Origin of the sequence: Kitasatospora sp. NPDC058046, from assembly GCF_042885595.1 — a bacterium.
Lineage (GTDB): Bacteria > Actinomycetota > Actinomycetes > Streptomycetales > Streptomycetaceae > Kitasatospora.
Map to the genome: position 1 here is coordinate 99,509 of NZ_JBHVRS010000011.1, position 11,992 is coordinate 111,500.

Below are 11,992 nucleotides of genomic sequence, written 5' to 3' on the forward strand. Positions count from 1 at the left end.
CTTGCGTCGTCGCGGACTACGACGCGGTTTCGACGGCCCCGTGCCCGCGGGCGGCCGTCGGCTGCGCCGTCGCCTCGCGTGTCGACCGACCAGGGAGTCGTCGTGAGGGTCAGCAGCAATCGCACACGTCACAGGAACCGGGACCTCGCCTCGCTGGTGGTCGCCGGCACCGTCGCGGCCGCCGCCTGCGGCACGGTCCTGCTCGGGTACCCGGGTACCGCCTCGGCCGACCCGATCGAGCAGTGCACGGCGACGACGGGCGCGATCGTCGCCGTCGACTTCACCCACTGGGGCGGCGGCGTCGTCCGGGGCTGCGACGCCCACTCCACGACGGGCATGAACCTGCTGCACAACGCCGGCTTCACCACGACCGGCACCGAGCACGACGGACCGGCCTTCATCTGCCGGCTCGGGACCGGGACCTTCAACGGCGGCGCCCAGTACCCGACACCGGCCGAGGAGCCGTGCGTCAACACCCCGCAGGCCACCGCGTACTGGTCGTACTGGATCGCCGAACCCGGCCAACAGACCTGGTCCTACAGCCGGTTCGGGGCCGGCACGCAGAAGCCCGAGCCCGGCGAGGTCGAGGCCTGGGTCTACGGCGGCACGGACATCGGCGGCACCAGCGGGGCGCCGAACTTCACCCCGGACTCCGTCCGCGCCAGGAACGGCGGCCCCTCGCCCTCCGCCTCCCCGTCGGCGTCGCCCTCGCCCGCGGTGGCCCTGAGCGCGCCCGCGGGGAGGAAACCCGACGCGGCCAGGGGGAGCGCCTACCTCACCGACCCGTCCCGCCTGATCGACGGCCACTACTACGAGGGCTTCCCGGCCTTCGCCGACTTCGGCCTGACCATCGACGGGGCCTACGCCCTCGCCGCGACCGGCACCGACGACGCCGCGCTGCGCCGGATCGTCGACTTCCTCGACCAGCAGGGCAAGGACGCGAGCGAGCGCACCGTCAACGACTGGACCGCGATCGGCACCGAGTACGCCGGCGGCGGGTCCATCGGCAAGGAGGCGCTGCTCGCCGAGGCCGTCGGCCGCAACCCGCGGGACTTCGGCGGCCACGACCTGATCGCCGCCCTCGCCGCACTGGTGTGTGCCAAGGCCGACGCGAACACCGGCTGCGCCGCCCCGGGCAACTACGCCTACGCCACCTCCGTCTTCTCCCAGGCGCTCGCCGTCATGGCCCAGCTCCGGGCCGGGGAGTCCACCAGCGTCGCCCCCGCGATCGCCTACCTGAAGGGCCTCCAGCACCCGGACGGCTCCTGGCCGAGCCTGATCCCCGCCACCGGCGACTCCGACGTGGACAGCACGGCGATGGCCGTCATGGCCCTTGCCCTCGTCCCCGGGGACGAGGCCGCCCAGGCGGTCGACCAGGGGCTCGGCTGGCTCGCCGCGCGGCAGCTGCCCGACGGCGGCTTCCCCGGCGCGTCCGGCGACTCCACCAACTCGGCCGCGCTGGCCGTCCAGGGCCTGACGCTGCGCCAGGCCGCCTACGGTGGACAGATCGCCAAGGCGCTCGACTTCCTCGCCGGGCAGCAGAACGGCGACGGCGGGTTCAACGTCGCGGCGGCCGGGCAGCGGGGGTCGGACGTCCGCGCGTCCACGCAGGTGCTGGGCGGTGCCACCGGCATCTCCTTCGGGACGCTGTCCCGCGACCTCGCGGGCACGCCGACGCCTACTCCCACCGGGACTCCGACAGGTACCCCGACGGGGACGTCCTCCCCGACGGGTTCGCCCACCACGACCGGGCCGGCCCCGGCCACCGACGCCCCGTCGTCCGGCGGTGTCGCCGAGGCCGGGGGCGTACCGGTGCGGACCGGTTCAGGCGGCCTGGCCAGTACCGGAAGCCAGGCACTGGCACTGACGGCGGGAGCCGGCGCGCTGACCGCGCTCGGCGCCGGGGCCGTCCTCGTCGCCCGTCGTCGCACCGCGGCCGCCCCGGGGCGTCACCGGTGAGCCGGGGACTCGGCACGCGCCTCGCCCGGCTGTCCGGGGCGGCGTCGCTGACCTTCGCCCTCGCCTTCGGCGGCGTCGCCGTGGGCACCGTCCCGGCCGCCGCGACCCCGTTGCCGATCGAGCAGTGCACCACCACCTCCGGTGCCGTACTCGCCGTGGACTTCGGCAAGTGGGGCGGCCCGCTGCTGCGTTCCTGCGGAACCACGCCCACCACCGGGTTCACCCTGCTCAACCAGGGCGGCTGGAAGACCACCGGCACCGGCCACGACGGCCCGGCCTTCATCTGCCGGATCGGCTACAGCGGCTTCCAGGGCGGCAAGCAGTACCCGACGCCGGAGCAGGAGAAGTGCGTCCTGACGCCCCCGGCCACCGCGTACTGGTCGTACTGGCACGCCGATCCGGGCCAGAACGAGTGGTCCTACAGCCAGCTCGGCGCGATGCTCTACCAGCCGAAGCCCGGCAGCGTCGACCTGTGGATCTTCGGCGGCACCAACGTCGAGGGCACCGAAGGCCGTCCGACGATCTCGCCGGACAGCGTCCGGGCCCACAACTCCAGCCCGGGCGGGCAGCCGGCCGACCCCGGCCAGGGCACGACGGGTGGTTCCGGCGGAGCGGCGGGCGGTTCCGGTACGACAGGCGGATCCGGTACGACGGGCGGCAGCGGCTCCGGCTCAACCGGCGGCACTGGTTCAACCGGCGGCCGGGCCCCGGCCCCCGCCGCGCCTCAGCCCGGCGGAGCCCGTCCGCCCGGGTCCGCCGCGACCCCGGGGACGGACCCCGCCGCCACCCCCGGGGACGGCAGCACCCCGTCGGGCGTGCCCGACCCCACGCCGGTGCCGGCCGAGCCGTCCACCGCCCCGCCGACCGACGCCCCGAGCGACCAGTCGACACCGCAGACGGCCGCGGCCGAGGCCGGGCCCACGTCCGCGGCAGCCGTGCCCGGCGGGGTGGTGGACGCCAACCCGGTGGCCGACGCCCCGCACGACTCCGGGTCGATGGTCCCCGCCGTGCTCGGCTCGGTCCTCGTCGTGGCGCTGGGCGTGGCCACGGTGGTGGCCGCCCGGCGCCGCCGCCGACGGGCCGAGTGATCCGGTGGGCACGCTCGACACACGCGAGTCCGGCTCCCCGCAGCGCGCCCCCGGGCGGGCCGCGGGGGGCCGGCGCGTCCCGCGCAACCTCCACCCGCTGGCCTGGTGGGCCTGGGCGCTCGCCCTGGCGACGGCGGCCAGCCGCACCACCAACCCGCTGCTGCTCCTGCTCGTCCTCGCCGTGCTCGGCTTCGTGGTCACCGCCCGCCGCAGCGAGGCGCCGTGGGCGCGCGGGTTCGCCTACTACCTGTGGCTGGCCCTGACGGTGGTGGCGATCCGGGTGGTCTTCCGGTGCGTCTTCGCCACCGGTGTCACCCCGCACGACCACCTGCTCTTCTCCCTGCCGCACATCCCGACCCCCGCCTGGTACGCGGGCATCGAGATCGGCGGCCCGGTCTCGCTGGAGGCCACGCTCTCGGCGGCCTTCGACGGGCTGCGGCTGGCCTGTCTGATCTGCTGCATCGGCGCCGCGAACACCCTGGCGAACCCCAAGCGGGCGCTGCGGGTGCTGCCCGGGGCCCTGTACGAGCTGGGCGTCGCGGTGACGGTGTCGCTCAGCGTCGCGCCCCAGCTGGTGCAGAGCGTCCAACGGGTCGCCCGGGCACGGCGGTTGCGCGCCGGCCGGCGCAAGGGCGTCCGCGCCCTGCGCAGCATCGTGGTGCCGGTCCTGGAGGACGCGCTGGAGCGTTCGCTCAGCCTCGCGGCCGCGATGGACTCGCGCGGCTACGGGCGTTCCGGCACCGCCTCGCGCCGCTCCCGTCGGCTGACCGGCGCGCTGATGCTGCTCGGCATGTGCGGCCTGTGCGCCGGGGTGTACGGGCTGCTGGACGGGACGGCCCCGGCCGCGCTCGGCCTGCCCGCCTTCCTCGCGGGCGCCGTGCTCTGCGTGGCGGGCCTGCTGCTCGGCGGGCGGCGGGTGCGGCGCACCACCTACCGGCCGGACCGCTGGCGGGCCGCCGAGTGGGGCGTGGCCGGCTGCGGGGTGACCGCCGCCGTGCTGCTGTTCGCCACCGTCGGTTACGACGCCACCGACCTCAACCCCTCGCTGTACCCGCTGACTTGGCCGACTCTGCCGCTCGTCCCGGTGCTCGCCCTGCTGCTGGCGGGGGCGGCCGGGATCGTCTCGCCGCCGCCCGGCCGGCCGCCCGGACCCGCCGCCGGGCCGGGGCCGCGCCCGGCCGCACGTCCCGACGCCGCCCCCACCGACCGCACCGACCGCACGACCTCCGAGGTGAGCACGTGATCCGATTCGACCGGGTCGGCGTGGTGTACGACGGCGAGAGCACGCCCGTCCTGCGCGACGTCGACCTGCACATCCCGGAGGGCGAGCTCTGCCTGGTGGTCGGCCGCACCGGTGTCGGCAAGTCGACCCTGCTCGGCGCCGTCAACGGCCTGGTGCCGCACTTCACCGGCGGAACCCTGCGCGGCCGGGTCACCGTGGACGGCCGCGACACCGCCCACCACCCGCCGCGCGAACTCGCCGACGTGGTCGGCGTGGTCGGGCAGGACCCGCTGGCCGGCTTCACCACCGACACGGTGGAGGAGGAACTGGCGTACGTCATGGAGCAGTTGGCGATCCCGCCGGAGACCATGCGCAAGCGGGTCGAGGAGACCCTGGACCTGCTCGGCCTGGCCGACCTGCGCCACCGGGCCCTGTACGAGCTCTCCGGCGGCCAGCAGCAGCGCGTCGCCATCGGCTCGGTGCTCACCGCGCACCCGCGCGTCCTGGTGCTGGACGAGCCGACCTCCGCGCTCGACCCGACCGCCGCCGAGGAGGTGCTGGCCGCGATCACCCGGCTGGTCCACGACCTCGGCGTGACCGTCCTGTTGGCCGAGCACCGCCTGGAGCGGGTCGTCCAGTATGCCGACCGGGTCGCCTACCTGCCCGGCGACGGGACGGTCGTGCACGGCCCCCCGGCCGAGGTCTTCCGGGACACCGCGATCGCGCCGCCCGTCGTCGACCTCGGCCGACTGGCCGGCTGGCGGCCGCTGCCGCTGTCCGTCCGGGACGCCCGCCGGGCCGCCGCGCCGCTGCGGGAGAGGCTCACGGACCTGCCGGTTCCCCCGCCGCGCCGGGCAGCGGTGGCGGGGGAACCGGTGCTGGAGGCGACGGGGGTCGTCGTCCGGTACGGGCCGGTGGCCGCCGTCCGGGACGTCCGGCTGGAGCTGCGGGCGGGCGAGGTCACGGCGCTGATGGGCCGCAACGGGTCCGGCAAGTCCTCGCTCCTGTGGGCCCTCCAGGGCTCCGGGCCCCGCCAGGGCGGCAGCGTGAAGGTCACCGGCGCCGGGGGCGGCCCGGCCGCGGACCCCAAGCGGCTGCCTGCGGCCCGGGCCCGGCAGCTGGTCGGGCTCGTCCCGCAGACCCCCACCGACCTGCTGTACCTGGAGACGGTCGCCCAGGAACTCGCCCAGAGCGACCTCGAAGCCGACGGCGCCGGCGGGCCGACCGCCCGGCAGGTCCTCGACCGCCTGGCCCCCGGGATCCCGGACGGCACCCACCCCCGGGACCTCTCCGAGGGGCAGAAGCTGGCCCTCGTCCTGGCGATCCAACTCGCCGCCGCACCAAGGGTCGTGCTGCTGGACGAACCCACCCGCGGGCTCGACTACCAGGCGAAGGAGGCGCTCACCGGCATCGTGGACGCCCTCGCCGCCGAAGGCCGTACGGTCGTCGTCTCCACCCACGACGTCGAGTTCGTCGCCTCCGCCGCCGACCGCGTCGTGGTGATGGCCGAGGGCGAGATCGTCGCCGACGGGCCCACCGCCGAGGTCATCGTCGCCTCGCCCACCTTCGCCCCGCAGACCGCCAAGATCCTCGCCCCGCTCGGCTATCTGACGGTACGTCAGGTCGCGGCGGCCGTGGAAGCGGTGGAGGCCGCCCGGTGACCGCCGTCCGGATCCCCGGCCGGGCCCGCGTCGTCGTCGCCCTGGCCGCCTTCATCGGGCTGGTGGCCTTCACCTGGCCGTTCGTCGTCGCGCCCGGGCGGTTCGGCTCCAACTACGCCCCGCCGCTGATCTTCGGCGCCCTGCTGGTCCTGGTGCTCGCCGTCGTCATCGCGGAGATCTCCGCGGGCGGCATCGACGCCAAGGCCCTCGCCATGCTCGGCGTCCTGTCCGCCGTCAACGCCGGACTCCGCCCGCTCGGCGCCGGGACCGCCGGAGTGGAGACGGTCTTCTTCATCCTGGTGCTGGCCGGCCGGGTCTTCGGCCCCGGCTTCGGCTTCACCCTCGGCTGCACCTCGCTGTTCGCCTCCGCGCTGCTCACCGGCGGGGTCGGCCCCTGGATGCCGTACCAGATGTTCGGCTGCGCCTTCGTCGGCATGCTCGCCGGGCTGCTGCCGGGGGCCGGGCGGCGCTGGGAGGTGCCGCTGCTGGCCGGGTACGGGGCGTTCTCCGGCTACCTCTTCGGCTTCCTGCTGAACCTCTCCTTCTGGCCGTTCTCCACCGACCCGAACAGCTCGATCGCCTACCTGCCGGGCCTGCCCTTCACCGAGCAGTGGCACCGCTACCTGCTGTTCGACCTGGCCACCTCGCTCGGCTGGGACACCGGCCGCGCCGTCACCACCTTCACCGCCGTGCTCGTCGTCGGGCCGGCCGTCCTCACCGTCTTCCGCCGCGCGGCCCGCCGCGCCAACTTCGAGCCCACGGTGCGCTTCGAGGCCCCGCCCGGCCCGGACACCACGGTGGGGCCGCCGACCGCCGCGCGGCCCACCGGCCCGGCGCACCCCTGAACCGAAAGGCCGACCATCGTGCCCAAGCCCGCGAAGCACCGGACGATGACGCTGGACGGGGTCGAGGTCGTCGTCCTGACCCCGGAACAGCATGCCGCACTGGAATCCGCCCGCCGCCAGCTGGGCGGAGCGCAGGCGCAGGTCGCCAGGATGAGGTCAGACCTCCAGCGGGGACGGCAGCTGCTGGGCGAAGCCGAACGGCTACTGGCGGGCATCCCCGCCGACCAGCGTGCGCGACTGGACGCCCGGCTGGGGCCGGGACGCGGCCTGACCGGACTGCTCGCGGACATCCGCGCCGCCCTGCCCGGCACGCCGGACACCCCGACGCGGACCTGACCACCGGCCCCGCGAGCCGTGGTGGCGTCCCACCATCCGGACGGGTTCCGAGATTCCCGCGCCAGGCCCGGCGCTTTGCCCCTAAGCTGACGGTGCAGCTGGTTCGCCCTGTCCGCCAGGCAGGGCGTCGCAAGAGGGAACCCGGTGACGCCTTTCGACTGGCCAGTCCGGGACTGCCCCGCAGCGGTGAGTGGGAACGACCGCCGTCATACGCACTGGACCCGGGACGGGTCTGGGAAGCGACGGCCAGTAGGTGTCCGCCCTTCACGGGACGGACGCGCCCGCGAGTCCGAAGACCTGCCACTGCCCGCCCGCGGACGACCCGCGCGCGGCTATCCGGTGACCTCGTGGGCGGGTCGGCGACCATACCAGGCGGACCAGGCCCGTACGTTCCCGTGACGGCCGCCGCCGGGTACGTCATCCCTTCGCGCCCTCGTGCCGTCTCCGGGTACCTGAGGAGAACAGACTCGCGAAGGAGAGTCCCTTGACCACGAAGTCCGCAGCCGCGGCGAGCGTCGCCACCGCGTACGGCTACCCCCGCCAGGGCCGGGGCCGGGAGCTCAAGAAGGCCATCGAGGGCTACTGGAAGGGCTCGGTCACCGCCGAGGTGCTGCTGGCCACCGCCGCCGACCTGCGCCGGGGGAACTGGCAGCAGCTCGCCGACTCCGGCGTCGAAGAGGTCCCGACCGGTGACTTCTCGTTCTACGACCACGTGCTGGACACCACCGTCGCCGTCGGCGCGATCCCGCCCCGGCACCGGGCCGCCGTCGAAGCCGACCCGCTGGACGGGTACTTCGCCATGGCGCGCGGCAACCAGGACGTCGCCCCGCTGGAGATGACCAAGTGGTTCGACACCAACTACCACTACCTGGTGCCGGAGCTGGGGCCGGACACGGTGTTCACGGCGAACCCGGCCAAGGCCGTCGGCGAGCTGCGCGAGGCGCTGCTGCTCGGCCACGCGGCCCGGCCGGTGCTGGTCGGGCCGGTCACCTACCTGCTGCTCGCCAAGCCGGCGCCCGGGGTGGCCGCCGACTTCCAGCCGATCACCCTGCTGGACCGGCTGCTGCCCGTCTACGCGGAGCTGCTGGCCGGGTTGCGCGCCGCCGGCGCCGAGTGGGTGCAGCTGGACGAGCCCGCGCTGGTCCAGGACCGCACCCCGGCCGAGCTCAACGCCGCCGCCCGCGCCTACCGCGAGCTGGGCGCCCTCACCGACCGGCCCAAGCTGCTGGTCGCCAGCTACTTCGACCGGCTCGGCGACGCCCTGCCGGTCCTGGCGAAGGCCCCGATCGAGGGTCTGGCACTGGACTTCACCGGCCCGGCCGCGGCCAACCTGGAGGACCTCGCCGCCGCCGGAGGCCTGCCCGGCAAGCGGCTGGTGGCGGGGGTGATCGACGGGCGCAACATCTGGATCAACGACCTGGAGAAGTCCCTCACGACCCTGGCGACCCTGCTGGGCCTCGCCGACACCGTCGACGTCGCGCCGTCCTGCTCCCTGCTGCACGTGCCGATCGACGCCACCCTCGAACGCGACATCGACCCGCAGATCGCCCGCTGGCTGGCCTTCGCCAAGCAGAAGGCCGCCGAGGCGGCGCTGCTCGCCCGCGGCCTGCGCGAGGGCACCGGCGCGATCGCCGCCGACCTCGCGGCCAACCGGGCCGACCTGGCCTCCCGCGCGGGCTCGCCGATCACCCGCGACCCGGCGGTGCGCGCCCGGATCGCCGCCGTCACCGACGCGGACGCCCGTCGCGCCCAGGCCTACCCGCAGCGGGCCGAGGCCCAGCGTGCCCGGCTCGGCCTGCCGCTGCTGCCGACCACCACCATCGGCTCCTTCCCGCAGACCACCGAACTGCGCGTCGCCCGGGCCGATCTGACGGCCGGTCGGATCGACGGCGCCACGTACCGGGAGCGGATGGAGGCCGAGGTCCGCGAGGTCATCGCGTACCAGGAGAAGGCCGGCCTGGACGTCCTGGTGCACGGCGAGCCCGAGCGCAACGACATGGTCCAGTACTTCGCCGAGCAGCTCACCGGCTACCTGGCCACCCGGCACGGCTGGGTGCAGTCCTACGGCACCCGGTACGTGCGCCCGCCGGTCCTCGCCGGGGACATCTCCCGGCCGCACCCGATGACCGTCGACTGGTTCCGCTACGCGCAGGGCCTGACCGACCGCCCCGTGAAGGGCATGCTGACCGGCCCGGTCACCATGCTCGCCTGGTCCTTCGTCCGCGACGACCAGCCGCTCGCCGACACCGCCCGCCAGGTCGCCCTCGCCCTGCGCGACGAGGTCGTCGACCTGGAGGCCGGGGGCGCCGCCGTCGTCCAGGTCGACGAGCCGGCCCTGCGCGAGACCCTCCCGCTGCGGGCCGCCGCCCGCCCGGCGTACCTGGACTGGGCCACCGAGGCCTTCCGCCTGGCCACCTCCGGCGTCCGCGCCGACACCCAGATCCACACCCACATGTGCTACGCCGAGTTCGGCGCCATCATGACGGCGATCGACGACCTCGACGCCGACGTCATCTCCCTGGAGGCGACCCGCTCCCACATGGAGGTGGCGGGCGAGCTGGCCGAGGCGGGCTACCCGCGCGAGGTCGGCCCCGGCGTCTGGGACATCCACTCCCCGCGCGTCCCCAGCACCGAGGAGGCCGTCTCCCTGCTGCGCGCGGGCCTGGCCGCGATCCCGGCCGAACGGCTCTGGGTCAACCCGGACTGCGGACTGAAGACCCGCGGTTGGACGGAGACCCGGGCCTCGCTGGAGAGCCTGGTCGGCGCCGCCCGCCTGCTGCGCGAGGAACTCGCCGGCTGACGCGGCCGGGCGGGACTCCTCCGCCGGTTCGGGACGCCCGCCACGGCATGCGGGCCGCGTCGCGGCGCGGCCCGCATGCCCGTTCAGCCGGACCGAGGCAGTCCGAGGTTCTGATAGATCTCGGTGGTGACCGTGGAGAAGTTCATGGTCATGAAATGCAGCCCGGGCACGCCTTCGGAAAGCAACCGCCGGCACATGGCGGTGGCGTGCTCGATCCCGATCGACCGCACGGCGGCGGGATCGTCCTGGTGTTCCAGCATGCGGTCGGAGAGGGCCGTGGGAATGGCAGCGGTGCTCAGGGTCGGAATTCGGCGCAGTGACCGGATACTGGTCACCGGCATGATCTCCGGAATCACTGGAATATCGCATCCGGCCTTCTGGAGACGGTCACGGAAACGGAGGTATCCGTCCACCTCGAAGAACATCTGGGTGATCGCGTAGTCGGCTCCGGAACGGCACTTCGTGACGAAGTGCCGGATTTCCGAGTCCCAGTCCGGTGACCGCGGGTGCATTTCCGGGAAAGCCGCCACCCCGACGCAGAAGTCGCCCGAGTCCTTGACGAGGTGAACCAGGTCGGCGGCGTACTCGACCCCGCCCGGATGCCGGACCCAGGCGCCCAGCGGGTCGCCCGGAGGGTCGCCGCGCAGGGCCAGGATGTTCCGTACTCCCTGGTCGGCGTAGTGCCCGAGGATGTTCCTGAGCTCGCCGACGCTGTGGCCGACGGCGGTCAGATGGGCGGCCGGGGTGAGGGTCGTCTCCTGGGCGATGCGGCCGGTGACGTTCACCGTCCGCTCCCGGGTCGAGCCGCCCGCACCGTAGGTCACCGAGACGAAGGTGGGGGAGAGCGCCTCCAGTCGGCGGATCGCGTTCCACAGGCCGGCTTCCGCCTCGGCGTTCCGCGGTGGCATGAACTCGAACGAATAGGAGTGCTTTCCGGTGGCAAGGAGGTCGCGGACGGTTGCCGCCCGGTCGGTGCGCGTGGAGGGTTTCCCGAGTGTCATGACAGGACGGTATACGCCCGGTCGGAATGGCGTGGTGGAAAGTCCACAGTGTGATACGCGGGTTTTCGCCAATGACGGTCGATGGCCTTCGGGGGTGGTCGCGGAGCGGCCTCCGGAGGCTGCACAATAGGGGCATGGAAAGACATTCGTACGCCCTTCCCGGACTTCCCGACTGGGGTCGCTGCGCGGTCATGGGAATCCTCAACGTCACCCCGGACTCGTTCTCGGACGGGGGATGCTGGCTGGACCCGGGCCGGGCGGTGGAGCACGGACTGGCGCTGGCCGCGCGGGGGGCCGACATGGTGGACGTGGGCGGCGAGTCGACCCGCCCCGGCGCCCGTCGGGTGCCGGTCGAGGAGGAGCTCGCGCGGGTGCTGCCGGTGGTGCGCGGTCTCGCCCGGCAGGGCGTCCTGGTGAGCATCGACACGATGCGCGCCCGGGTCGCCGAGGCCGCGGTGGACGCCGGGGCCCGGATCATCAACGACGTCAGCGGCGGCCGGGCGGACGAGGCCATGGCGAAGACGGCCGCGCGGGCCGGCGTGCCGTTCGTCGTCATGCACTGGCGGGGGCAGTCCCAGGGGATGGACGACCTGGCGGACTACGGGGACGTCGTCGCCGAGGTGGTCGCCGAAGTGGGGCGCCAACTGGACGCCGTGGTGTCGGCCGGCGTCGACCCGGAGCAGGTCGTCCTCGACCCCGGCCTCGGCTTCGCCAAGGGCCGGGGCGACGACTGGGCGCTGCTCGCCGCCCTGGACACCTGGGCCGTGCTGGACCGCCCGCTCCTGGTCGGGCCCTCCCGCAAGCGCTTCCTCGGCGAACTGCTGGCCGACCCGGCCACCGGCGCGCCCCGCCCGGCCCGGGAGCGGGACGACGCGACCTCGGCCGCGGCCGTCCTGGCCGCCGCGCAGGGCGCCTGGGCCGTACGGGTCCACGAGGTGCGGGCGGCCGCCGACGCGGTGCGGGTCGAGGCGGCCGTACGGGCCCACCGGATGACCGCCGGCCAGGTGCCGGTGTAGGCCTTCGCAACCATCCGGGGAAGAGAAGACCGGGGAAGAAAAGAGAAGAGGGGTGCGTCGCACC

9 protein-coding genes and 1 riboswitch are annotated in these 11,992 nt (G+C 74.6%); of the genes, 8 read left to right on the forward strand and 1 reads right to left on the reverse strand.

Translation table 11 applies throughout. The annotated features are described in order from the left end of the window. Positions 1 to 102 precede the first annotated feature (102 nt). From ACFVU7_RS22845 to metE, 7 genes are all read left to right on the forward strand, one after another. Complete coding sequence (locus ACFVU7_RS22845) at positions 103 to 1,959, forward strand: prenyltransferase/squalene oxidase repeat-containing protein (protein WP_388046762.1); 1,857 nt, start codon at positions 103 to 105, stop codon at positions 1,957 to 1,959. Continuing rightward, positions 1,956 to 3,047, forward strand: a complete 1,092-nt coding sequence (locus ACFVU7_RS22850; RefSeq protein ID WP_388046763.1) for a hypothetical protein — start codon at positions 1,956 to 1,958, stop codon at positions 3,045 to 3,047. The genes ACFVU7_RS22845 and ACFVU7_RS22850 overlap by 4 nt, the downstream gene beginning before the upstream one ends. Before the next feature lie 4 nt (positions 3,048 to 3,051). Then, positions 3,052 to 4,290, forward strand: coding sequence for a CbiQ family ECF transporter T component (locus tag ACFVU7_RS22855; RefSeq protein WP_388046766.1), 1,239 nt, complete (start codon positions 3,052 to 3,054; stop codon positions 4,288 to 4,290). Further along, positions 4,287 to 5,930: an ABC transporter ATP-binding protein gene (locus ACFVU7_RS22860; RefSeq protein WP_388046767.1), complete on the forward strand. Its 1,644-nt coding sequence runs from the start codon at positions 4,287 to 4,289 to the stop codon at positions 5,928 to 5,930. The genes ACFVU7_RS22855 and ACFVU7_RS22860 overlap by 4 nt, the downstream gene beginning before the upstream one ends. After that, positions 5,927 to 6,775, forward strand: coding sequence for an ECF transporter S component (locus tag ACFVU7_RS22865; protein ID WP_388046769.1), 849 nt, complete (start codon positions 5,927 to 5,929; stop codon positions 6,773 to 6,775). The genes ACFVU7_RS22860 and ACFVU7_RS22865 overlap by 4 nt, the downstream gene beginning before the upstream one ends. An 18-nt stretch (positions 6,776 to 6,793) precedes the next feature. Beyond that, positions 6,794 to 7,111, forward strand: a complete 318-nt coding sequence (locus ACFVU7_RS22870) for a hypothetical protein (RefSeq protein ID WP_388046771.1) — start codon at positions 6,794 to 6,796, stop codon at positions 7,109 to 7,111. A gap of 82 nt (positions 7,112 to 7,193) precedes the next feature. Continuing rightward, a riboswitch (cobalamin riboswitch) is annotated at positions 7,194 to 7,431 on the forward strand. 164 nt (positions 7,432 to 7,595) lie between these two features. After that, on the forward strand, positions 7,596 to 9,911 hold the full coding sequence (metE, locus tag ACFVU7_RS22875) for a 5-methyltetrahydropteroyltriglutamate--homocysteine S-methyltransferase (protein ID WP_388046773.1): 2,316 nt from the start codon (positions 7,596 to 7,598) through the stop codon (positions 9,909 to 9,911). Positions 9,912 to 9,994: 83 nt separating this feature from the next. Here the strand turns inward: metE and metF are convergent, their stop codons facing one another. Next, on the reverse strand, positions 9,995 to 10,912 hold the full coding sequence (metF, locus tag ACFVU7_RS22880) for a methylenetetrahydrofolate reductase [NAD(P)H] (RefSeq protein ID WP_388046954.1): 918 nt from the start codon (positions 10,910 to 10,912) through the stop codon (positions 9,995 to 9,997). 134 nt (positions 10,913 to 11,046) lie between these two features. On the opposite strand from metF, the gene folP reads away from it, so the two are divergent. Next, positions 11,047 to 11,928 carry a dihydropteroate synthase gene (gene folP, locus ACFVU7_RS22885; protein WP_388046774.1) on the forward strand — a complete coding sequence of 294 codons (882 nt, stop codon included), beginning with the start codon at positions 11,047 to 11,049 and terminating at the stop codon, positions 11,926 to 11,928. Positions 11,929 to 11,992: the final 64 nt, after the last annotated feature.